This is a genomic window from Bradyrhizobium betae (assembly GCF_050632175.1).
Taxonomy (GTDB): domain Bacteria; phylum Pseudomonadota; class Alphaproteobacteria; order Rhizobiales; family Xanthobacteraceae; genus Bradyrhizobium; species Bradyrhizobium betae_B.
In genome coordinates, this window is the sequence record NZ_CP192576.1 from 3,597,455 (window position 1) to 3,618,728 (window position 21,274).

17 protein-coding genes and 6 pseudogenes are annotated in these 21,274 nt (G+C 64.9%); 16 read left to right on the plus strand and 7 right to left on the minus strand.

The genetic code is table 11. The features are described 5' to 3' along the window. The first annotated feature begins 258 nt into the window (after positions 1-258). From ACQ86E_RS17295 to ACQ86E_RS17315, 5 genes and pseudogenes are all read left to right on the plus strand, one after another. A complete protein-coding gene (locus ACQ86E_RS17295; RefSeq protein WP_015688858.1) occupies positions 259-453 on the plus strand; it encodes a twin transmembrane helix small protein in 195 nt (64 codons plus the stop codon). After that, positions 454-1,026 carry a cob(I)yrinic acid a,c-diamide adenosyltransferase gene (locus ACQ86E_RS17300; protein ID WP_015688857.1) on the plus strand — a complete coding sequence of 191 codons (573 nt, stop codon included), beginning with the start codon at positions 454-456 and terminating at the stop codon, positions 1,024-1,026. A gap of 139 nt (positions 1,027-1,165) precedes the next feature. After that, the gene (locus tag ACQ86E_RS17305) at positions 1,166-1,915 is read left to right on the plus strand and encodes an electron transfer flavoprotein subunit beta/FixA family protein (RefSeq protein ID WP_431201020.1); all 750 of its coding nucleotides are present in this window, start codon (positions 1,166-1,168) and stop codon (positions 1,913-1,915) included. Further along, positions 1,915-2,865 carry an electron transfer flavoprotein subunit alpha/FixB family protein gene (locus tag ACQ86E_RS17310; RefSeq protein WP_431201021.1) on the plus strand — a complete coding sequence of 317 codons (951 nt, stop codon included), beginning with the start codon at positions 1,915-1,917 and terminating at the stop codon, positions 2,863-2,865. The genes ACQ86E_RS17305 and ACQ86E_RS17310 overlap by 1 nt, the downstream gene beginning before the upstream one ends. A 192-nt stretch (positions 2,866-3,057) precedes the next feature. Further along, a pseudogene (locus ACQ86E_RS17315) lies at positions 3,058-3,939 on the plus strand (3-hydroxybutyryl-CoA dehydrogenase). A gap of 175 nt (positions 3,940-4,114) precedes the next feature. On the opposite strand, the gene ACQ86E_RS17320 reads toward ACQ86E_RS17315, so the two are convergent. Then, complete coding sequence (locus ACQ86E_RS17320) at positions 4,115-5,479, minus strand: IS1182 family transposase (protein WP_431201022.1); 1,365 nt, start codon at positions 5,477-5,479, stop codon at positions 4,115-4,117. Between the two features lie 157 nt (positions 5,480-5,636). Between ACQ86E_RS17320 and ACQ86E_RS17325 the strand changes: the two genes are divergently transcribed. Next, complete coding sequence (locus tag ACQ86E_RS17325; protein WP_431201023.1) at positions 5,637-5,831, plus strand: hypothetical protein; 195 nt, start codon at positions 5,637-5,639, stop codon at positions 5,829-5,831. Between the two features lie 4 nt (positions 5,832-5,835). Here ACQ86E_RS17325 and tlpA read toward each other — a convergent pair whose 3' ends face one another. Further along, complete coding sequence (gene tlpA, locus ACQ86E_RS17330) at positions 5,836-6,501, minus strand: thiol:disulfide interchange protein TlpA (RefSeq protein WP_431201024.1); 666 nt, start codon at positions 6,499-6,501, stop codon at positions 5,836-5,838. A gap of 105 nt (positions 6,502-6,606) precedes the next feature. On the opposite strand from tlpA, the pseudogene argH reads away from it, so the two are divergent. From argH to lysA, 3 genes and pseudogenes are all read left to right on the plus strand, one after another. Beyond that, a pseudogene (gene argH, locus ACQ86E_RS17335) lies at positions 6,607-8,005 on the plus strand (argininosuccinate lyase). 93 nt (positions 8,006-8,098) lie between these two features. Next, a complete protein-coding gene (lptM, locus tag ACQ86E_RS17340) occupies positions 8,099-8,389 on the plus strand; it encodes an LPS translocon maturation chaperone LptM (protein WP_431201025.1) in 291 nt (96 codons plus the stop codon). Between the two features lie 23 nt (positions 8,390-8,412). After that, a pseudogene (gene lysA / locus ACQ86E_RS17345) lies at positions 8,413-9,677 on the plus strand (diaminopimelate decarboxylase). Positions 9,678-9,830: 153 nt separating this feature from the next. Here the strand turns inward: lysA and ACQ86E_RS17350 are convergent. Both ACQ86E_RS17350 and ACQ86E_RS17355 read right to left on the minus strand, forming a co-directional pair. After that, positions 9,831-10,721, minus strand: coding sequence for an NAD(P)-dependent oxidoreductase (locus ACQ86E_RS17350; protein WP_431201026.1), 891 nt, complete (start codon positions 10,719-10,721; stop codon positions 9,831-9,833). A 136-nt stretch (positions 10,722-10,857) separates the two neighbouring features. After that, positions 10,858-11,241, minus strand: coding sequence for a carboxymuconolactone decarboxylase family protein (locus ACQ86E_RS17355; RefSeq protein WP_014491654.1), 384 nt, complete (start codon positions 11,239-11,241; stop codon positions 10,858-10,860). 164 nt (positions 11,242-11,405) lie between these two features. Between ACQ86E_RS17355 and ACQ86E_RS17360 the strand changes: the two are divergent. Further along, positions 11,406-13,534, plus strand: a pseudogene (locus ACQ86E_RS17360) (TIGR02302 family protein). Positions 13,535-13,774: 240 nt separating this feature from the next. After that, a pseudogene (locus tag ACQ86E_RS17365) lies at positions 13,775-14,430 on the plus strand (DUF4175 family protein). A 106-nt stretch (positions 14,431-14,536) separates the two neighbouring features. On the opposite strand, the gene ACQ86E_RS17370 reads toward ACQ86E_RS17365, so the two are convergent. After that, on the minus strand, positions 14,537-14,911 hold the full coding sequence (locus ACQ86E_RS17370; protein ID WP_431201027.1) for a response regulator: 375 nt from the start codon (positions 14,909-14,911) through the stop codon (positions 14,537-14,539). A gap of 50 nt (positions 14,912-14,961) precedes the next feature. Further along, positions 14,962-15,839, minus strand: a pseudogene (locus tag ACQ86E_RS17375) (MJ0042-type zinc finger domain-containing protein). 181 nt (positions 15,840-16,020) lie between these two features. Between ACQ86E_RS17375 and ftsE the strand changes: the two are divergent. The 4 genes from ftsE (at position 16,021) to ACQ86E_RS17395 (ending at position 19,214) form a co-directional block, all read left to right on the plus strand. After that, the gene (gene ftsE, locus ACQ86E_RS17380) at positions 16,021-16,680 is read left to right on the plus strand and encodes a cell division ATP-binding protein FtsE (protein ID WP_015688842.1); all 660 of its coding nucleotides are present in this window, start codon (positions 16,021-16,023) and stop codon (positions 16,678-16,680) included. Beyond that, positions 16,673-17,641 carry a cell division protein FtsX gene (locus ACQ86E_RS17385; protein ID WP_431201028.1) on the plus strand — a complete coding sequence of 323 codons (969 nt, stop codon included), beginning with the start codon at positions 16,673-16,675 and terminating at the stop codon, positions 17,639-17,641. Before ftsE ends, ACQ86E_RS17385 begins: the two co-directional genes overlap by 8 nt. Before the next feature lie 73 nt (positions 17,642-17,714). Then, on the plus strand, positions 17,715-18,419 hold the full coding sequence (locus ACQ86E_RS17390; protein WP_431201029.1) for a YdcF family protein: 705 nt from the start codon (positions 17,715-17,717) through the stop codon (positions 18,417-18,419). A gap of 21 nt (positions 18,420-18,440) precedes the next feature. Continuing rightward, positions 18,441-19,214: a lysophospholipid acyltransferase family protein gene (locus ACQ86E_RS17395; protein ID WP_431201030.1), complete on the plus strand. Its 774-nt coding sequence runs from the start codon at positions 18,441-18,443 to the stop codon at positions 19,212-19,214. Here ACQ86E_RS17395 and ACQ86E_RS17400 read toward each other — a convergent pair. Further along, positions 19,211-19,822, minus strand: a complete 612-nt coding sequence (locus ACQ86E_RS17400) for a gamma-glutamylcyclotransferase (protein ID WP_431201031.1) — start codon at positions 19,820-19,822, stop codon at positions 19,211-19,213. The two genes, ACQ86E_RS17395 and ACQ86E_RS17400, sit on opposite strands and share 4 nt — an antisense overlap. A 110-nt stretch (positions 19,823-19,932) precedes the next feature. On the opposite strand from ACQ86E_RS17400, the gene ACQ86E_RS17405 reads away from it, so the two are divergent. Continuing rightward, on the plus strand, positions 19,933-21,117 hold the full coding sequence (locus tag ACQ86E_RS17405; RefSeq protein ID WP_431201032.1) for a DUF2125 domain-containing protein: 1,185 nt from the start codon (positions 19,933-19,935) through the stop codon (positions 21,115-21,117). Positions 21,118-21,274 lie beyond the last annotated feature (157 nt).

Below are 21,274 nucleotides of genomic sequence, written 5' to 3' on the forward strand. Positions count from 1 at the left end.
AGAGGCGAAGAACCGAGGCCATTGGCGCAAACCGGAAATCATTCAACTACCATCTGATATTATTGGCTTAAAAGCCAGATCGTGAAGTGTCCCGTCGTGAATCCGGACACACGCAGCGAGCCCCCGGAATCCATTCAGCCCTAATATACGTCGCGGAATGGATTCGGGTTCGATGCTCCTTCCGCGTCCGGCCGCGTCGCTGCGGAATGACCGGTTCGGGAGATAGCGCACCGGCCCACACGGTGTTATCTACAGCCAATGGCATCCCTTTTGAGTACTTTCATCCTGCCGGTGGCAGCCGGCGCCGTGGCGGTGGTGCTGCTGCTCGGTCTCGTCAACATGATGCGCGGCGGCTCGCCCAACACCTCGCAGAAGCTGATGCGTTGGCGCGTGCTGCTTCAGTTCGTGGCGATCGTCGTCGCCATGCTCGCAGTCTGGGCGATGGGGCGCTAAATGGTCACGCTCAACCGCATCTATACGAAGACCGGTGACGACGGCACGACAGCGCTCGGAACCGGGGAGCGGCGCCCGAAATACGATCTGCGCATCGCGGCCTATGGCACGGTCGACGAGACCAATGCCGCGATCGGCGTCGTTCGTCTGTACACAAAGGACGCGCCCGAACTCGACGCGATGCTCGGCCGCATCCAGAACGATCTGTTCGATCTCGGCGCCGATCTCGCTGTTCCCGAACGCGAGGGCAAGGCCGAACGGCTTCGGGTGGTGGCAAGCCAGGTCGAGCGGCTCGAGCGCGACATCGACGCGCTCAACGACAAGCTCGCGCCGCTGACCTCCTTCGTACTGCCGGGCGGCACGCCTGCCGCCGCCTACCTCCACGTCGCCCGCACGATTTGCCGCAGGGCGGAACGGGTGATGGTGGAACTGGCAGCCCGGCCCGGCGAGCCCGTGGGTACGGCTGGCATCCATTATATGAACCGCCTGTCGGACTTCCTGTTCGTGGCCAGCCGTGCCGCTAACCATAACGGTGCCGGTGACGTGCTTTGGGTTCCCGGTCAGAATCGCTGACCACCGGGATCGCTGCCCATTGAGCCGCGCATTTCTAAGGTCTAAAATTTGGCCCCTGCGCGCGTTGACCCGGCCGGATCAGGCCTTTAGGTTCCGCGCCAGTTGATAACCCCCTCCCAAATTGAGTGAAAGAGGATCGATGAAGGTCTTGGTGCCGGTAAAGCGGGTGGTCGATTACAACGTCAAGGTCCGCGTCAAGAGCGATGGATCGGGCGTTGAACTCGCCAACGTCAAAATGTCCATGAACCCGTTCGACGAAATCGCGGTCGAGGAAGCGCTGCGCCTGAAGGAAGCCGGTAAGGCGACCGAAGTCGTGGTGGTCTCCATCGGACCTGCGCAGGCGTCGGAGACGATCCGCACCGGTCTTGCCATGGGCGCCGATCGCGGCATCCTGGTGAAGGCCGAGGGCATCGTCGAGCCGCTCGCTGTCGCCAAGATCCTGAAGAAGATCGCGGAAGAAGAGCAGCCGGGGCTGATCATTCTCGGCAAGCAGGCGATCGACGACGACAGCAATCAGACCGGCCAGATGCTGGCCGCGCTGCTCGGCTGGTCGCAGGCGACGTTCGCCTCGAAGCTCGAGGTCGAAGGCTCTGACTTCAAGGTCACCCGCGAAGTCGACGGCGGCCTGCAGACCGTGAAGCTGAAGGGACCGGCGATCGTCACCACCGATCTGCGTCTCAACGAGCCGCGTTATGCCTCGCTGCCCAACATCATGAAGGCCAAGAAGAAGCCGATCGCGGACAAGACCGTCGCCGATTACGGCGTCGATGTCACCGCGCGCCTCGAAGTTCTGAAAACGGCTGAGCCCGCGGGCCGCAAGGCCGGCGTCAAGGTCAAAGACGTCGCCGAGCTGGTGTCGAAGCTCAAGAACGAAGCCGGGGTGCTCTGATGACGACGTTGCTGATTGCCGAACACGAACACGAGATCCTCAAGGACTCCACCAACAAGGCGCTCACCGCGGCGTCCCAGCTCGGTGGTGATGTCCACGTGCTGGTCGCCGGCGGCGGGCAGGGCACCAAGGCTGCGGCCGAGGCGGCCGCCAAGCTGGCCGGTGTCGCCAAGGTGCTGGTCGCCGAAGGCGAGACCTATGCGCACGATCTCGCCGAGCCGCTGGCCGCGCTGATCGTCTCGCTCGCCCCGTCCTATGACGCGATCGTCGCGCCCGCGACCTCGCGCTTCAAGAACGTGATGCCGCGCGTCGCGGCGCTGCTCGACGTCATGCAGGTCTCGGAGATCACCAAGGTGGTCGCGCCAGACACCTATGAGCGTCCGATTTATGCAGGCAACGCCATCCAGACGGTGAAGTCGAAGGACGCCAAGAAGGTCATCACGGTTCGCACCTCGACCTTCGCTGCAGCCGGTGAAGGCGGCAGCGCCGCCGTCGAGAGCGTCGCGGCTGCGGCCGATCCGGGCCTGTCGTCCTTCGTCGGCGAAGAAGTCGCCAAGAGCGATCGTCCCGAGCTGACCTCGGCCAAGATCATCGTCTCCGGTGGCCGTGCCATGCAGAGCCGTGAGAACTTCGCCAAATACATCGAGCCGCTCGCCGACAAGCTCGGCGCCGGCGTCGGTGCCTCACGCGCGGCGGTGGACGCCGGCTATGCGCCGAACGACTGGCAGGTCGGCCAGACCGGCAAGGTCGTCGCCCCCGAGCTCTACGTCGCGGTCGGCATTTCCGGCGCGATCCAGCATCTGGCCGGCATGAAGGACTCCAAGGTGATCGTCGCGATCAACAAGGACGAGGACGCGCCGATCTTCCAGGTCGCCGATTACGGCCTGGTCGCCGACCTCTACCAGGCGGTTCCTGAGCTCACCGACGCGCTCGCCAAGCTCGGCAAGTAAAAACGCGATAAAAACACCGGCCGGAGTGCTACACTCCGGCCGGTGTTTCTTTTCGAGGCGTTTTCTTTGGCGTGGGGCACGCCGGGGAAGCGATCCAATCTAGGTTTCGAGCCAAGGTTCTGGTTAAATCGGACCTCCCGGCTCGGGGAATTAAGCAGGCGCGATATGCGCGCCGTTCCGGTGGATGACATTATGGCGGCAGTGATCAAGAAGGTCGGCGTGATCGGCGCGGGGCAGATGGGCAACGGCATCGCGCATGTCGCGGCGCTGGCCGGCTTCGACGTGGTGCTGAACGACATCTCGGCCGACCGCCTTAAATCCGGCATGGCCACCATCAATGGCAATCTGGCGCGCCAGGTCTCCAAGAAGGGCGTCACCGAGGACGACAAGGCCAAGGCGATGGCGCGCATCTCGCTGGCCGAGAAGCTCGACGACCTCTCAGACTGCGATCTCGTGATCGAGACCGCGGTCGAGAAGGAAGAGGTCAAGCGGAAGATTTTTCACGAGCTCTGCGCGGTGCTGAAGCCGGAAGCGATCGTCGCTTCCGACACGTCTTCGATCTCGATCACACGGCTGGCTGCTGCCACCGAGCCGGCCCGAGCGCTTTATCGGCATTCACTTCATGAATCCGGTGCCGCTGATGGAGCTGGTCGAATTGATCCGCGGCATCGCCACCGACGATTCGACCTTCGAGGCGTCCAAGGAATTCGTCGGCAAGCTCGGCAAGCAGGTCGCGGTCTCCGAGGATTTTCCGGCATTCATCGTCAACCGCATCCTGCTGCCGATGATCAACGAGGCGATCTACACGCTGTATGAAGGCGTCGGCAACGTCGAGGCGATCGACGCGGCGATGAAGCTTGGCGCGCATCATCCGATGGGTCCGCTGGAGCTGGCCGATTTCATTGGCCTCGATACCTGTCTCTCCATCATGCAGGTGCTGCATGAAGGGCTCGCCGACTCAAATACCGCCCGTGCCCGCTGCTGGTGAAATACGTCGAGGCGGGCTGGCTCGGCCGCAAGACCCAGCGCGGTTTCTACGACTACCGCGGCGCCAAGCCCGTTCCGACGCGATAGGGCAGCGGTGCCGTAGGGTGGATTAGCGAAGCGTAATCCACCGCTGTTTATCTCCGCGGACACCAAAGAGGTGGATTACGCCTTCGGCTAATCCACCTCAGACTGATGACAAACCCCGTCATTTTTTGGCGGGGTTTTGTTTTGAAGACGTTGAGGTGAAGGCTTGCAGCGGGGCTCAGGCCCATATGGCCCTGGGAGCCAGGGCCAGAGCCATTTTCTTGATGTTCTGCGCGGCGGCGGCGAGCAGGCATTGGCAGGTTACGGCGAGGAGGCCTCGAAAGCGGGCATAGCGGTGGCCGTGGAGCTGCTTGGCGTCGGCGAAGGAGCGTTCGACGGTCTCCTTGCGGCGCTTGTAGATGCGCTTGCCCCACGGGGTGAGCCGATGGGCATCGGCACGCTCGCGGGCGTCAGCCCAGACATGGCGGATGATCAGCCGGGTGGCGTTGCGGCTCGACGTGCATGAGGCCAGCAGCGGGCAACTTCTGCAGATCAGCGGATCGCTCTTGTAGTGGCGGTAACCGGTGCGATCAGTGGTGGCATAGGGGAGCAGTTGACCTTGCGGACAGCGGTAGCCATCCAGCTTCGCTTCATAGGCGAATAGTTTGCTCGCCATCATGCCGGAACGCGGCGGAGTTGGCCGGCGATAGCCGGTAACGCCAAGGATCCCGCGTTGCTCCAGCCCCTGGGCGATCCCCGAGGTGGCATAGCCGGCATCCAGCCCGACCGCGCCAACATCGAAGTCAAAGCGCTGTCGCTGGCGATCGAGCCTGCCGAGATAGACAATCGAGTCATGCACGTTGGCGGGTGTCGTGTGGGTATCGGTGATGATGCCGAGCCGGCCGTCCACGGTACGATGATCGAGATAGAAGAAGCCCTTCGGCTTTCCTTCGCGCACCATGTAGCCGGCATCTGGATCGGTTCGCGAGACTTTGGTCTCCTTCTCGATCGGCTGGCGTTCCTTGTCCGGCAGCGGCTTTTTGCCGTGTTCGGTGCGGTCTTGCTCGATCGCCGCATCCAGCGCGTCCCAGTAATCCGCCCGCGACTTGGCGATCACCGCCGTGTCGTAGCGGTTCCTGTTGGCATTGGCCTTCAGGTGGGTCGAGTCCGTATAGAGCACCGTGCCGTCGACCAGTCCCTTGGCGATCGCCTGCTCCACGATCGCATCGAAGATATCCTGTGCAACGCTCGTGTCGTTGTAACGCCGCCGGCGGTTCTGGCTCAGTGTCGAGGCATCGAACACCGGATCGGTCAGCTTCAGCCCTAAAAACCAGCGGTAGGCGACATTGACCTCGATCTCGCGCATCAGTTGCCGTTCGGACCGCACCCCGAACAGGTAGCCAATGAAAAGCGTCTTGAACATCACCGTCGGATCGAGCGGTGGGCGTCCGTTGTCCGGGCAATAAAGCCCGGCAACCCGATCATGAATAAAGGAAAAGTCGATCACCGCCTCGATCTTGCGAAGCAGGTGATCCTTCGGAACCAGACCGTCGAGACTTACCATCTCCAGCGCGGTTTGTTGCGGCGAGGGTTTGCGAAGCATGCACCAATGAATCAAAAGTCCCCGCCAAAGGCGAGGACTTTGTCAGCAGTCTGAGGTGGATTACGCCTTCGGCTAATCCACCCTACGGGATCTGTGACAATTCATGTCGCATTAACCCGTCGCCCCTAGGCTGCGCCCGCTAAAGAGGTTTTGCGTAATGGACATGATGGCGATGGTCAGCACCATGCTGGCCGCTCAGCAAGGCGCGCTGCAGTCGAATATTTCGGCGACGCTGATCAAGCAGAACGCGGACGCGGAGAAATCCACCGTCCTGACGCTGCTCGGCGCCGGTCAGCCCTCGCTCGCCAATGTCGGCGCCGGCGTCGGCGGAAACCTCAACGTCACCGCCTGAATTCCTAAAACGATGCGGCGGCCTTGCCCGTCGCGGCCCGGAGCAGCTTGAGCGCATCCTCGCTCGCCCATTCCGCCGGCCCCGCGATGGTCGCGATCTCACAGCCCTGCGGGTCGACCAGCACCGAGGTCGGCATGCCCAGGGCCCGGCCTATGGCCTTAAGATCCTGAAAGACCTTTGCTTTCTGGTCATTGAAATAGCCGAGCCGGGTCAGATTGGCCTCTTTCAGGAAGGTTTTCGGCTTCTCGGGGTCACGGGTGTCGATATTGATCGCCACCACCTCGAAATTCGGGCCCGCCAGCTTGCCCTGGAGCTCGTCCAGCGCCGGCATCTCCTTGCGACACGGCACGCACCAGGTGGCCCAGAGGTTTACCAGCAGCGTCTTGCCGCGGAAATCGGACAGCTTCTTCGGCTTGCCGTCGGCGTCCTCGAAGGCCAGGTCGGGCAGCTTGAGGGGGGCGCTCGCCATGGTAAGGGCGGCCACCTCGCCATGGGCGAGCGGGGCGATCTTCTGCGCCGTCGCCACCGCCGGCTTGCATGTCGGATCCCCCGCAGGCGCCCGGCTCAGGCCGAGCCCGTACAGCGCGGCAAAGCCCGCCAGCCCTCCGATCGCCACCGTGGCGATGACGAGGGGGATCCGGCGCGTGGCGGAGGGCTTCTGTTCCAGCATATCGTTTGTCATCCGGTCGCAGATATGGCTATCAGGGGCCTCTTAATACGGCTGGCTCCGGCCAGCAAACGTGGTGAGCGGCAGGCAAGGCGTGAGCAGGGGATCATGAGCAACAAGATGTGGGGCGGCCGGTTCTCGGAACGTCCCGATGAGATCATGGAAGAGATCAACGTCTCCATCGACGTCGATCGTCACCTCTTTGCCCAGGACATTGCCGCGTCCAAGGCCCACGCCGCGATGCTTGCCAGCCAGGGCATCATCACGGCCTCTGATGCGAAAAATATCGGCAAGGGTCTAGACACGATTCTGTCAGAGATCGGCTCGGGCGGCTTCACATTCAAGCGCGCGCTCGAAGACATCCATATGAACGTCGAGAGCCGCCTGTCGGAGCTGATCGGCCCGGCCGCCGGCCGCCTGCACACCGCGCGCTCGCGCAACGACCAGGTCGCGACCGATTTTCGGCTCTATGTGCGCGATATCCTCGACGAGACCGATGCCGCGCTCGCCACGTTCCAGGCGGCGCTGGTCAACCGCGCGCTCGAACATGCCGCGACCGTGATGCCCGGCTTCACGCATCTGCAGACCGCGCAGCCCGTGACCTTCGGCCACCACCTGCTCGCCTATGTCGAGATGGCGGCGCGCGATCGCGGCCGCTTCCAGGATGCGCGCAAGCGTCTCAATGAATCCCCGCTCGGCGCCGCCGCGCTTGCCGGCACCTCGTTCCCGATCGATCGCCACGCCACCGCCAAGGCGCTCGGCTTCGACCGCCCGATGGCGAATTCGCTCGATGCGGTGTCAGATCGCGACTTCGTGCTGGAAACGCTGTCGGCGGCCTCGATCTGCGCCGTGCACATGTCGCGCTTCGCCGAGGAGATCGTGATCTGGACCTCGCCGCTGGTCGGCCTTGTCAGGCTGAGTGACAAGTTCACCACCGGTTCCTCGATCATGCCGCAGAAGCGCAATCCGGATGCCGCCGAGCTCGTGCGCGCCAAGACCGGCCGCGTCATCGGCGCGCTCAACGGTCTGTTGATCGTGATGAAGGGCCTGCCGCTGGCCTATCAAAAGGACATGCAGGAGGACAAGCAGGGCGCCATGGAGGGCTTTGCGGCGCTCTCGCTGGCGATCCGCGCCATGACGGGCATGGTTCGCGATCTCGTCCCCGACGAGGCGAAGATGAAACTTGCTGCCGGCGAGGGCTATGCCACCGCGACCGATCTCGCCGACTGGCTGGTGCGGACGCTGAAGATGCCTTTCCGCGATGCCCACCACGTCACTGGCCGCATCGTGGCCAGGGCTGCCGAGGGCGGCGTGGCGCTGCACGAACTGCCGCTCAAGGAGATGCAGGCGATCGAGCCCAGGATCACCAAGGACGTGCTCGGCGTGCTTTCGGTCGAGATCGTCGGTGAAGAGCCGGACCAGCTTTGGCGGCACCGCGCCGAAGAACGTGGCGGCTCAGGCCAAGGCCTGGGTGAAGCGGCTGGAAAAAGAGCGAAAATTGGGCTGAGGGCAAAATTTCGCTTATGTTTCATGGTCATCCGGCTCTCGCCAGAGCGCGCCAAACTCTGTATGGTGCGGCCCGCGTAGTGGGGATTTCGTCGTGACGTCAAAGTTTCGCCCGGCCGGCTCGGGGTGGGCCATCATTGTCTTGAGCCTGACGGCGCTCGCGCTTGCCGGCTGCGGCCGCAAGGGCCCGCTCGATCTGCCGCCGACCGCCTCCGGCGCGCCCACAGCCAATGTCGCGGCTCCAACCGATACCGAGACCGAAGCCCAGAGGACGCCGAGCGTGTTCAATCCCACCTATGGTGCGGACGCCGCGCCGGCGGCGACCAAGGGCAAGAAGAAACCGTTTATCCTCGACCCGCTTCTGGACGAAAGACCCAGCCGCTAAGGCCGGGTAGCTGAGCCAATGCCATGAACCATTTCGACTATCGCAACGGCGTGCTGCACGCCGAGGCGGTGAGCCTGTCCGAGCTGGCCGCAGACGTCGGCACGCCGTTCTATTGCTATTCGACCGCGACGCTGGAGCGCCACTACCGCGTCTTCACCGACGCTTTCGCCGGCGAGAAGGTGCTGGTCTGCTACGCCATGAAGGCGAACTCCAACCAGTCGGTGCTGCGCACGCTGGCGAAGCTTGGCGCGGGCGCCGACGTCGTCTCCGGCGGTGAACTGAAGCGCGCGCTGGCCGCCGGCATCCCCGCCAACAAGATCCTGTTCTCCGGTGTCGGCAAGACCGAAGACGAGCTGCGCGCCGCGCTCGCCGCCGACATCCTCTGTCTCAACGTCGAATCCGAGCCGGAGCTCGAACTGTTGTCGCGGCTCGCGACCGAGACGGGCAAGACCGCGCGCATCTCGTTGCGCGTCAACCCGGACGTCGACGCCGGCACGCACGCCAAGATCTCGACCGGAAAATCCGAGAACAAGTTCGGTATCCCGATCGCGCATGCCCGCGAGGTCTATGCGCGCGCCGCCGAGGCTGCCGGGGATCAAGGTGACAGGCACCGACGTGCATATCGGCAGCCAGATCACCGACCTCTCCAGCATGGAGACCGCGTTCCGCATCCTTGCCGAATTCGTGCAGACGCTACGTGCCGACGGTCACGACATCAGCCACGTCGATTTCGGCGGCGGCCTCGGCATCCCCTATTACATGGACCGCGAGGCGCCGCCGGCGCCGACGTCTATGCCGCCATGGTCAAGCGTGTCAGTCACAATCTCGGCTGCACGCTGATGTTCGAGCCGGGCCGCATGATCGTCGGCAATGCCGGCATCCTCGTCGCCAAGGTAATCTATGTGAAGCACGGCGACGGCAAGAACTTCGTCATCATCGATGCCGCGATGAACGATCTGATCCGGCCGACGCTGTACGAAGCCCATCACGACATCTTGCCGGTGACGCAAGCCGCGAAGGGCGCGGCCACCATCCTGGCGGACGTCGTGGGCCCGGTTTGCGAGACCGGCGACTATCTCGCATTGGACCGCGCCCTGCCGACGCCGAAGCCCGGCGATCTCATCGCCATCATGACCGCGGGCGCCTATGGCGCGGTGCAGGCCGGCACCTACAACACGCGACCGCTGGTGCCGAGGTGCTGGTGAAGGGCGATCAGTACGCCGTGGTGCGCCCGCGCATCGAGGTCGAGCAGCTCATTGCGATGGACAAGCCGGCGCCGTGGTTGTGAGCGGTCGCCGCGCCTGTTCGCGGGGCCAACGAAAAATGCCAAAACAACCCCATGCACAGTAGCCTTGGGGTTGCCTGCATGACACGGGGTGGTCCGGCGAAACTGCTTGATAGGCCATGCAAATCAACAGTGTCAGCGCAATCGGCGTGAGCGCTACCTCTTTCCGCCAACCACGACCCCCGCCTTCTTCTCGATCGGCTTGATCGCTGCGGTAAAGTCGGAATCGGCGCCTTCCGCGCTGATGACCGTCTCCCACAGTCGCCCGACCGCGTCCGCGACCTCCATCGAAAGGCCGAGCGATTTCATCTCCTCCAGCGCCAGCCGCACGTCTTTCACCATCAAGCCCGTGGCGAAACCGAAGTCGAAGCTGCGCGGCAGCACCGAGCGCGGAAACTTGTCGCGGCTCGCGGTGTTCATGCCGGAGCCGGCGTTGATGACGTCGATCATCACGGCAGGATCGAGACCGGCCTTGACGCCCATCACCACGGCTTCCGACGTCGCCACCATCGCGGTGGCCGACAGGAAATTGTTGGCGAGCTTCATGGTCTGCGCCGCGCCCGGTTTCTCGCCGATGAAGAACACCTTCCCGATCACGTCGAGTGCGGACTTGAGCAGCTCGAACTCCGCTTTCGGGCCCGACACCATCACCGCCAGCGTTCCCTTCTCGGCGCCGCCGACGCCGCCGGACACGGGGCAGTCGATCTGCACGATATTGTGTTTCGCCAGCAGGCCGTGAATCTTCGTCGCCATCGTCGAGCCGACGGTGGACAGATCAATGAAGCGTTTGGCGCGGCTCCCCTCGATGACGCCGTTCGCTCCCGTGGCGACCTCGAGCGAAGCCTGCAGCGAGGGCAGGCTCGCCATCACCGTCTCGACCTGGTCGGCGACGTCCTTTGGTGATGTGGCGGCAGTCGCGCCGCGGGCCACGAGCTTTTCCGTGACCTCCTTGCGCGCGTCGAACACGACGAGCTTGTGGCCTGCCTCGATCAACCGCCGCGCCATCGGGAAACCCATGTTTCCGAGGCCGATGAATCCGATGTCCATTGTGTCGTTTCCTTTCCGTCGTCATTGCGAGGAGCGAGGCGACGAAGCAACCCAGGCTGTCGCCGTGGAGGCATTTCTGGATTGCTTCGCTTCGCTCGCAATGACGGAGCAATACGTTAGATGCTGTTTGCCGTCTTCACGCCTTGCCGTCGATCTCCGCGAACACCTCGCGCGCGATGCGGAAGCTGTCGACTGCGGCCGGCATGCCGCCGTAGATCGCGACCTGCATCAGGATCTCGCGAATCTCGTCGCGGCTGACGCCGTTAGTGAGCGCGCCTTTCAGATGCGCGCGAAACTCGTGCTGGCGGTTGAGGATCGCGATCATGGCGATGTTGAGCATGCTGCGGGTCTTGCGCGGCAGCTCCTCGCGGCCCCACACCGTACCCCAGCAATATTCGTTGAGCATCTCCTGGAACGGACGGTTGAAGTCGTCCACGTTCTTCAGGGCGTTGTTGACATAGGCCTCGCCCAGCACCGCTTTGCGGACTTCCAGGCCCTTGTCGTGCATCTTCTTGTCCATGGCGTTCCCTCTTTTCGTTGGATGACGGCGGGGAAACTACGGGGTTGCGGCGGGCCAGTCACGTCCTCGTGTTATGCGGGAAAAGGGGGCTCTCCCGTACGGGAATGGATGCCTCAGTGCTGCCGTTGTGGTAGGCTTCCCTTCCGGGCAACCTGGAGAGTTGATTGAACGGCGTCACCCCCGACCCGTCAGACCCGATCCGCGATGGCGACGCTCTGTCGCGGCTGAAGCTGGCGCAGGCCCTGCAACGGGCCACCTATGCCATCGCGTGGGAACGTGCCTGGCCGCATCTGGCTCGGGTGTTGACGGTTGTCGGCCTGTTCCTGGTGGTGTCCTGGGCCGGCCTGTGGCTGGCGCTGCCGTCCGTCGTCCGGGCCATCGGTCTCGTCCTCTTTGCCGGCATCGCCATTGCCGCCCTTGTTCCCTTGATTCGTTTCCGCTGGCCGCGTCGCGAAGAGGCTCTGGCCCGGCTCGACTGTGGCTCCGGCATCCGTCACCGCCCGGCCACGACGCTCACGGACACACTGACCTCGCAGGACCCGATCGCGCAGGCGCTGTGGCAGGCGCAGCGCGAGCGCACGCTGGCCTCGCTCAAGCGCATCCGCGCCGGTCTGCCGCATCCGCGCCTTGCCCTGCATGATCCCTGGGCGTTGCGCGCGCTGGTCATGGTGATGCTGGTCGCAACTTTTTCGCCGCCGGCAGCGAGCGCGCGATGCGGCTCGGAGCCGCTTTCGACTGGAACGGCGTGCTGGCACCGAGCAACGTTCGCGTCGATGCCTGGGTCACCCCGCCGCTCTACACCGGCAAGCCGCCGATCATCCTGTCGGCCGCCAACAAGGAGGCCGCGGCGCTGCCCGCCAGCGGTCCGCTCGCGGTGCCCGCCGGCTCGACCCTGATCGTTCGCTCGTCCGGCGGCAGCCTGGATGTCGCCATCTCCGGCGGCCTCAAGGAGGTCGCACCCACCGAGGCCGCGCCCAAGGGCACCAACGAGAAGCACTTCACCATCGCGGGCGACGGCAGCGCGCACGTCCGTGCGCCCTCGGGCCAGCCGCAATGGGCCTTCACGGCGATGCCGGACCGTGCGCCGACGATTGCGCTCGCCAAGGATCCCGAACGTCAGGCCTACGGCGCCTTGCAGCTGTCCTACAAGATCGAGGACGATTACGGCGTCACCGCCGCTGCCGCGCAAATCGTTCCGCGTATTGCCGAGGGTACGGACACGGCCAAAGATCCGAGCAAGGATGCTGACGGCAAGGCCGCGCGGCCGCTGTACCAGCCGCCGCAATTTCCGCTGACGCTGCCCAATGCGCGGACCCGCAACGGCGTCGGCCAGACGGTGAAGGACCTCAGCGAGGATCCCTATTCCGGCGCGGAGGTTACGCTCACCCTCACGGCCAAGGACGAGGCCGGCAACGAGGCGACGAGCGAGCCCTTCAACATGCGCCTGCCGGGGCGGCTGTTCACCAAGCCGCTGGCCCGCGCGCTGATCGAGCAGCGCCGCATCCTCGCGCTCGACGCCAACAGGAACGCCGACGTCTACACCGCGCTCGACGCACTGATGATCGCGCCCGAGATGTTCACGCCGGAAGCCGGCCAGTATCTCGGCCTCCACAGCGTCGCGCGCCAGCTCGAGGCGGCGCGAACCGACGACTCCCTGCGCGAGGTCGTGGCGAGCCTGTGGGCGCTGGCGGTGACGATCGAGGACGGCAACATCAGCGACGTCGCCAAGGCATTGCGCGCAGCGCAGGACGCGCTCAAGCAGGCGCTTGCGCGCGGCGCCAGTGACGAAGAGCTCAAGAAGCTCATGGATAATCTGCGGACCGCGCTGGACAATTACATGCGCCAGTATGCGCAGCAGATGCGCAACAATCCGCTGGCGCGGCCGGCCGTCGGCCTCGACGACCAGATGAAGCGGATCGAGCGGCTGATCCAGCGCGGCAACCGTGACGCGGCCGCGCGCGAGCTGGACCGGCTGGCGCGTTTGCTGGAGCGGCCCCCGGGGCCACCCAGCGCCGAGCAGCGCGAGATGGATGAGATCGCGCGCGAACTGAACGATCTGCTCCGCGAGCAGAACGCACTGCGGGACGAAACCGACCGCCAGAGCAAGGACGCCAAGCGCGGTCCGCGGACCAAGCCCCTGCCTCCCAAGGTCGCGGAGATCCTGCGCAAGTCGAGGGAGCTGCGGCAGAAGACGCGCGGCGCCACCAGCGATCAGCTGGACGATCTGGCAAAGCAGCAGGAAGCCTTGCGTGAAGAGCTCAAGACCTGGCGTGAATCCCAGGGGAACAGATAGCTCATGAAGCACATCTCGATCTGGCACAAAGGAAAGACAGGGCTTGCGACCACATGCCTCGCCCTTGCGCTATCCTGTTCCACGAGTTCGATCAGCCTCGCCCAGTCGTCGCGCGCCGACCAAAAGAGTCTGGACGCGCTGCTCGATAGTGCCGACCGGTCGATGAAGCAATCTGCCGACAGCCTGAAGGACAAGAACACCGACGAAAGCGTCGGCCAGCAGTCCAAGGCGATCCGGGACATGGAGAAATATCTCTATCCCGATCCAAACGATCCATCGGCCCAGCGCGAGGGGTCTCAGGACACGCAGGATCGACAGGAACAATTGAAGAAGCGGCTCGAGGCTCTGAAGAAGAAGCTCGCCGAGATGGGCCTGCAGAAGGATGGCCAGAAAGGCCAGCGCGGGCAGAAGCAGCCGGGGCAGCAGGGTCAACAAGGACAGCAGGGCCAGGGTGACCAGGACGGCGACCAGGATGGCGATGACGGCTTCGACGCCGCCGGGAACGCCATGGGCGACGCCGGCAATCAGATCGGCGAAGGCGATGCCGATGGTGCGACGGCATCGCAGGGCAAGGCCATCGACGCCCTGCGCAAGGGAATGCAGGATCTGGCCGACTCGATGGGCGGGCAGCAACAGGGCGAGGGCCAGGAGCCGGGCGACGGCGAGGGCCCCGGCCAGGCTGTCGGACGCCAGCAGGGCAACGGCGAACGGACCGATCCGCTGGGCCGGCCGCTCCGCGGCAAGGAATATAGCGACGACTACACGGTCAAGATTCCGGGGAGATCGACGCCCAGCGAGCCCGCCGCATCCTCGAAGAACTCCGCCGTCGCCTGAGCGATCCGGCGCGTCCGCAGATCGAGCTCGATTATCTCGAGCGTCTGTTGAAGGATTTCTGAGGCACGCTTGTAGCCCGGATGGAGCGCACGCGTAATCCGGGACTGCTGTCGCGCGGAACTCCCCGCATTCCGCTTGCGCTGCATGCGGGCTACGATATCGGAGGCGCTACCCCTTCTTCGCCGCGAGCGCGTCCGCCACTGCCGTGCGGATGTCCGCGACGGAGAACGGCTTCGTCACGACGTCATGCACCAGCGCGTTCAGGTTGGAGGCGCGCTCGCGCTGATCGGCAAACCCGGTCATCAGCAAAATGGTCAGATCGGGGAAGTCGCGCGCGACGGAGAGGGCGAGTGCGATGCCGTCCATCACCGGCATCTGGATGTCGGTGAGCAGAAGATCGAACGCGCCGTTCTCGCGGGTCAGGATCTCCAGCGCCTCGGCGCCGTCCTGCGCGGTGACGGTCTCGTGGCCGTCCATGGCGATGGCGCGCGCCACCAACTGGCGCATCGAATCCTCGTCGTCGGCGATCAGGACTTTCGGCATCAGACCAACCCTTGGGACGAGCCCTCCCCTGCGGGCCCCTGCGAGGCTGATTATACGCTGCCGCCGGCAATGTCGCGCCGGTTGAAGAAGCGAACGTCGATATTGCGGCCCTCGGGCGGCGGCGAGGCGAGGCGCGACCGGAAGAAGGCGCGCTCGCCGGGCTGCAGCACGGTCTGCTCCAGCACGGTATTCCAGGCGTAGATCTCGGCGCCCTGTGCGTCGCGCACCGCAAAGCGCAAGCGCGGGATATCGAGCGGCTTCTTGCCCTGGCCGACAATGACGCCCTCGATCACCAGTACCTGTTTACCCTCCACGGTCTCGCTGGAGAGCTTGACGTCCCTGAAGGCCAGCCCGCGCAGGTTCACATCGAAGCCGACCATCTTGTAGAAGGCGGCCGTCTGCGGCAGCAGCCGCACCATGTCGCCGCGCCAGATCACCAGAGCCAGCACCAGCGCGCCCATGGCGGTGCAGGCGGCCGGCAAGCCAAAGTAGGATTTTCGCGGAGCCGTGGCGGCGACCGGGCGGCTCACCCGCGCCCCGCGGCGGGGAACAGGCTACGGAACCAGGACTGGTGCCGCGCGCCGGCGACATCTTCCTCGGCGGCGCGGGCGGCCGCTGACCACTCGTCCTCGATCTCCCTGGCGTCCTCGGCCGGCCAGTCGCTGGCGATCGACGGACTGTCGACGACGGGCGTATCGGCGGCACCGTCGTCCTCGGCGTAGGAGTTCCACTCTGCGGCGAGGTCGGACTGGTCGTTGCCCCGGCTGGCTGCGGCCATGGCCGGGACGGAGGCCTCCTCGATGGCATCCTCGGCATAGGCGACCCAGGTCTCCTTGCAGCGGGAACAACGGACCGTCCGGCCGTTGGCCCCCAGGCTTCCAAGCTTGATGGCGTAGGATGTCGTACAATGGGGACAGACGATATGCATGGACACGAGCCTTGATGCACGGACAGGTCTTGACGATGCCCCGGCTCGGGAGAGCCGGGCACTCCAAATGCTACAGGCCGACCGTTAACGAACCGGAAACCATAACGGCCGCACAACCCCTTGATCGCGTGTGGCGGAGCGTCGCGGCGCGGCTGTCGCCACCTCTCGAACGGAGCTGAACTTGGTTCGGTTCGAAAATGTCGGATTGCGTTACGGTCTGGGGCCGGAGATTCTGCGCGACCTCAATTTCCAGATCCCGGCGCATTCGTTCCAGTTCCTCACCGGCCCGTCCGGCGCCGGCAAGACGTCATTGCTGCGCCTGCTGTTTCTGTCGCACCGGCCGACGCGGGGCCTCGTCAATCTGTTCGGCCACGACGTCTCGCAACTCGGCAAGGACGAGATCGCCGACCTGCGCAAGCGCATCGGCATCGTGCTCCAGGATTTCCGTCTGCTCGACCACATGACGACGTATGAGAACGTGGCCCTGCCGTTCCGAGTCATGGGCCGCAGCGAGTCGAGCTATCGCAAGGAAGTCATCGATCTGCTGAAATGGGTCGGGCTTGGCGAGCGCATGGACGCCTTGCCGCCGATCCTGTCGGGCGGGGAGAAGCAGCGTGCGGCGATCGCACGCGCGGTGATCTCGCGGCCGCAGCTTCTGCTCGCGGACGAGCCGACCGGCAGTGTCGATCCGACGCTCGGGCGCCGCCTGCTGCGGCTGTTCATCGAGCTCAACAAGTCCGGCACCGCCGTCATCATCGCCACCCACGACATCGCCCTGATGGACCAGTACGAGGCGCGCCGCTTCGTGCTGCATCAGGGGCGGCTGCACGTCTATGAGTAGGACCGACGAGCGCGGCGTGCTGGTCGACCTCGGACAAGAGCGTCCGCAGCTTCCGGCCAGAGCGCGTAACATGTCGCCGATCGTGCCGCGCGCCTCGATCCAGGGCCGTGCGCTGGTCGCCGTCGTCGCCATCATGACGTTCCTCGCCTCGATGACCACGGGCGCGGTGCTGCTCGTCAGCGCCTCCGCTGCCGAATGGCAGTCGGACGTCGCGAGCGAAATCACCATCCAGGTCCGTCCGCAGCCCGGCCGCGATCTCGACCGCGACACGGCCGCGGTGACTGAGGCGATGCGCGCGCAAGCCGGCATCGTCGAGGTCAAGCCGTTCACAAAAGATGAGAGCGGCAAGCTGCTCGAGCCATGGCTCGGCACCGGACTGTCGATGGACGATCTGCCGGTGCCGCGCATGATCATCGCACGCGTGCAGCCGGGCACGGCGCTCGATCTCGGCGCCTTGCGCGCCCGCGTGACCCAGGCGGCCCCAGGCGCCAGCGTCGACGACCACCGCGCCTGGATCGAGCGGATGCGCTCGATGACCAACGCCACGGTGCTCGCGGGTCTCGGCATTCTCGCGCTCGTCATCATCGCCACCATCATCTCGGTCTCGTTCGCGACTCGCGGCGCCATGGCGGCGAACCGCCCGATCGTCGAGGTCCTCCATTTCGTCGGTGCCGGCGACCGCTACATCGCCAACCGCTTCCTGCGCCATTTCCTCCGCCTGGGGCTGGAGGGCGGCCTGATCGGCGGCGGGGCCGCGATGCTGGTGTTCGGCTTCTCCGAGTCGATCGCCGGCTGGTTTTCCGGCACGCCCGTCGGCGACCAGTTCGCCGCGCTGCTCGGCACCTTCTCGCTGCGGCCGTCCGGCTATGCCGTGCTCGCGGTGCAGGCGGTACTGATCGGCGCCATCACCGCCGTCGCCTCGCGCCAGACGCTGTTCGCGACACTGAACGATGTCGACTAGGGCCCGACAAACCGGACTCCACTTCGCCTCAAAACGTCCTAAAATCATCCGGGGAAGGGATCACCGACATCACATGACCTCGCCGACCGACGATCGATCGCCGAAATTGCCGCGCGGCTGGCTGCGCGCGACTGTTGTGTCGACGATCGCGCTCGTCTTCGTCGGAGCGGCGGCGGGGTTCATCGCGTTCCTGTCGCAATTGCGCGGCGCCGAGATCGCACCTAGCCGGAAGGCTGACGGCATCGTGGTGCTGACTGGTGGCTCCTCGCGGGTCTCGGATGCGATGGAACTGCTTGCGGCGGGCTACGGGAAGCGGCTGCTGATCTCCGGCGTGCACCCGACCTCGACGGCAAGCGACATCTCGCGGACGCTGCCGGAAAACCAGTCTTTCATGACCTGCTGCGTCGATCTCGACCGCACCGCGCTCTCGACCCGCGGCAATGCGGCCGAGGCGCGGCGCTGGGCCGAAGTGCGGGGCTTCAGATCGCTGATCGTGGTCACCTCGAACTATCACATGCCGCGTGCGCTGGTGGAATTCTCGCACGCGATGCCGGAGACGACGCTGATTCCGTTCGCGGTGGTCGGTGAAAAATGGCGCGAGGAGCCGTGGTGGACCTCGCCTTCGACGCTGCGGCTACTGATGTCCGAATACGTCAAGTACATCGCGGCCGAGCTCAGGGTCCGGCTGGAGGATTTCGGGATTGACCTTTCGCCCGAGATGTCGGAGCAGCCTTCCGGGCTGCAGCCGAAGCGGCCCGCCACCGCACAGGCCAATTGACCGGCAATTGATGGACCGTCGATGTTCTTGATTTTCCTGCGCTCGCTCGTGTTCAACGTGTTGTTTTACGCCGTGCTGGTGTGCCTTGCGATCGTGGCGCTGCCAACCTTCGCATTGCCGCCGCGCGCGATGCTGACGGTTGCGAACTGGTGGGCGAAGGCGACGCTGGTCCTGATGCGGGTGATCTGCAACATCAAGGTCGAATTCCGCGGACAGGAGAAGATCCCGCAGGGACCGCTCGTGATCGTGGCGAAGCACCAGTCGTTCTGGGAAACCTTTGTGCTGCCGGGCTTCTTCAATCGACCGATCTTCATCCTCAAGCGTCAGCTCATGCAGATTCCGGTGTTCGGTCAGTTCCTGGTCAAGACCGGGATGATCGCGATCGACCGCAAGGCCGGCGTGAAGGCGCTGCTGGACATGACGCGGCGCGCGCGCGAGGCGGTGCGCGGCGGCGGGCAGCTCGTGATCTTTCCGGAGGGCACGCGCCGCTCGCCGGGCGCTTCGCCAGACTACAAGACCGGTTTTGCGCAGATCTATTCGTCCTGCGGCGTGCCGTGCCTGCCGATCGCGCTCAATTCCGGCCTGTTCTGGCCGCGCCGCACCTTCATGCGCTATCCCGGCACGCTGGTGGTGGAATTCCTCGATCCGCTGCCGCCGGGCCTGCCGAAGGACGAGTTTCTCTCGCGTGTGCAGACGGCGATCGAAGACGCGACCGGACGTCTTGTCGAAGCGGGCCGGAAGGAGCAGGAGCAGCTCATCGGCGTCTCGCCGAGTTATGCTCCGTCGGAGAGCTAGCGGTTGTCCCGATCCTGCGCAGGAGCCGGCGCGTGCAGGGGATGCGCATCTCCATGCAGCATCGTCGCGAGCTGATGCAATTGCGTGTCGCGAAAACCTTCGGCCTCGATCGCTTTCACCGTCGCTGTAACATAGTCGCGGTTGGCGCCGGACTGGCCATGGCCCTGGAGCACGTGGCGATGCTGATCGGCAAGCGACAGGCGGCCGGCATATTGCACATGGCCGCGGTCGACGACGTAGGCGAGCGCGGAGACGCGCTCCCGGGCATCGTTCTCGAGCCACACCGAGCGCATCACTTCGCGATAGACCGAGGTGACTTGCTCGCGCTCGCGCAGATAGGCGACGACGTCGGCGCGCTTTTTCTCGGCGACGCGGAAGGCGATGCCGCGGCAGGCGCCGCCGCGGTCGAGCCCGAGCACCAGCCCCGGCTTTTCCGGCGTGCCGCGATGCACGAAGGAATAGACGCAGAGCGCGCGATGTTCGCCGACCAGCCGCGCCGGGACGCGTTCCTCGAATTCGAAGCCCGGCCGCCACATCAACGAGCCGTAACCGAACACCCAGAGGTCGCCCTTGGCTGTGCTGACGGAGGGGAGGGTGATTTCCGACATTTCGGGCACGGCTACCAGAAGCGCGCGCGCAAGCGAAGCGAATTCTCCGCCTTTCGGAGCCAGCCAACCTCGCTTACATTTGCCATCATCTGGGGCCAAAGGGTCGCCGCATGTCCGATATGACCGTTGCCGCAGGCCGGCGCTCCCGCTGGGGCCTTTTTATCGCCCCCGTTCTCCTCCTGATCCTCGCGGTCGCGTGGAGCTGCTTCTGGTTCTATGCCGCGTCGCAGGCCGAAGTGGCGGCAGATGCCTGGCGCGCGCAGGAGGCCAAGGCCGGCCGCATCTATGATTGCGCCAAGCGCTCGATCGCGGGTTTCCCGTTCCGCTTCGAGGTCCAGTGCTCAGGCGCCAGCGTCGCGCTGGTGTCGCAGAACGCGAGCAAGACGCCGTTCACGGCGAGGCTCGACAACATCCTGGTCGTCGCCCAGGTCTACGATCCCAAGCTCGTCATCGCCGAATTCTCCTCTCCGGCGACGCTGACCGACGGCGTCACGCAAAACACCTTCGTTGTGAACTGGAGCAAGGGCCGCAGCAGCGTGGTCGGCCTGCCGGCGATCCCGGATCGCGCCTCCATCGTGTTCGACGATCCCACCATCAACCGTCTCGACGGCAGCGTGCAGGTGCCGCTCGCGCGCGCCAAGCAGGTCGAACTGCACGGACGTCTCGCCGACGGATCGCCGGCCGATCATCCCGTGATCGAGACGGTGGCCCATATCGCGCAGGGCAGCATCCAGGGTGTTCATCCCTTGCTGGCCGAGCCGTTCGAAGCCGACACGCGCGCGAAGATCACCGGCCTCTCCGACCTCACGCCAAAGCCATGGCCGCAGCGCTTCCGCGAGATCCAGGCGGCCGGCGGCCATATCGAGATCGTGCAGTCGCGCATCCAGCAGGGCGAGATGATCGCGATCGCGGCCGGTACGCTCGGGCTCTCGGCGAATGGCCGGCTCGACGGCGAGCTGCAGATGACGGTGACGGGCCTCGAGCGGGTGATTCCGGCGCTCGGCATCGAGAAGATGCTGGAAGAGGGCGTGCCGCAGGCAACGCTCGACCGCGTCGCGCCCGGCGTGAAGTCGCAGGACCTCAACAATCTCTTCGGCGCGCTCGACCGTGCCGTGCCCGGCCTCGGCAAAGTCATCAAGCAGAACGCCAATGCCGGACTTGCCGCCGGCATCAATTCGATCGGCACCGAAAGCACGCTGGAAGGCAAGAAGGCGAGAAGCTTCCCGCTGAAATTCGCCGACGGCGCGGTGCTGCTCGGCCCGGTCAAGGTCGGCCAGATCCCGCCGCTGTACTAGAGCGTTTTCGAGTGAAGTGGATGCCGGTTCGCGTGAATAAAACGCGTCAAAACAAGAATCTAGAGATTCGGCTCTGATTCAATCAGAACCGAAAAAGCTCTGAGGCTCTCCATCGTTCGCACGACGAAACCTCGTCACGATCTCTTCGCCGGATCGT

Excerpts from the sequence above, each read along its gene's own strand:
- ACQ86E_RS17295 (WP_015688858.1), top strand. The coding sequence starts at position 259 with ATGGCATCCCTTTTGAGTACTTTCATCCTGCCGGTGGCAGCCGGCGCC.
- ACQ86E_RS17300 (WP_015688857.1), top strand. The coding sequence starts at position 454 with ATGGTCACGCTCAACCGCATCTATACGAAGACCGGTGACGACGGCACG.
- ACQ86E_RS17305 (WP_431201020.1), top strand. The coding sequence starts at position 1,166 with ATGAAGGTCTTGGTGCCGGTAAAGCGGGTGGTCGATTACAACGTCAAG.
- ACQ86E_RS17310 (WP_431201021.1), top strand. The coding sequence starts at position 1,915 with ATGACGACGTTGCTGATTGCCGAACACGAACACGAGATCCTCAAGGAC.
- ACQ86E_RS17320 (WP_431201022.1), bottom strand. The coding sequence starts at position 5,479 with ATGCTTCGCAAACCCTCGCCGCAACAAACCGCGCTGGAGATGGTAAGT.
- ACQ86E_RS17325 (WP_431201023.1), top strand. The coding sequence starts at position 5,637 with ATGGACATGATGGCGATGGTCAGCACCATGCTGGCCGCTCAGCAAGGC.
- tlpA (WP_431201024.1), bottom strand. The coding sequence starts at position 6,501 with ATGCTGGAACAGAAGCCCTCCGCCACGCGCCGGATCCCCCTCGTCATC.
- ACQ86E_RS17350 (WP_431201026.1), bottom strand. The coding sequence starts at position 10,721 with ATGGACATCGGATTCATCGGCCTCGGAAACATGGGTTTCCCGATGGCG.
- ACQ86E_RS17355 (WP_014491654.1), bottom strand. The coding sequence starts at position 11,241 with ATGGACAAGAAGATGCACGACAAGGGCCTGGAAGTCCGCAAAGCGGTG.
- ACQ86E_RS17370 (WP_431201027.1), bottom strand. The coding sequence starts at position 14,911 with ATGCCGAAAGTCCTGATCGCCGACGACGAGGATTCGATGCGCCAGTTG.
- ACQ86E_RS17385 (WP_431201028.1), top strand. The coding sequence starts at position 16,673 with ATGAGTAGGACCGACGAGCGCGGCGTGCTGGTCGACCTCGGACAAGAG.
- ACQ86E_RS17390 (WP_431201029.1), top strand. The coding sequence starts at position 17,715 with ATGACCTCGCCGACCGACGATCGATCGCCGAAATTGCCGCGCGGCTGG.
- ACQ86E_RS17395 (WP_431201030.1), top strand. The coding sequence starts at position 18,441 with ATGTTCTTGATTTTCCTGCGCTCGCTCGTGTTCAACGTGTTGTTTTAC.
- ACQ86E_RS17400 (WP_431201031.1), bottom strand. The coding sequence starts at position 19,822 with ATGTCGGAAATCACCCTCCCCTCCGTCAGCACAGCCAAGGGCGACCTC.
- ACQ86E_RS17405 (WP_431201032.1), top strand. The coding sequence starts at position 19,933 with ATGTCCGATATGACCGTTGCCGCAGGCCGGCGCTCCCGCTGGGGCCTT.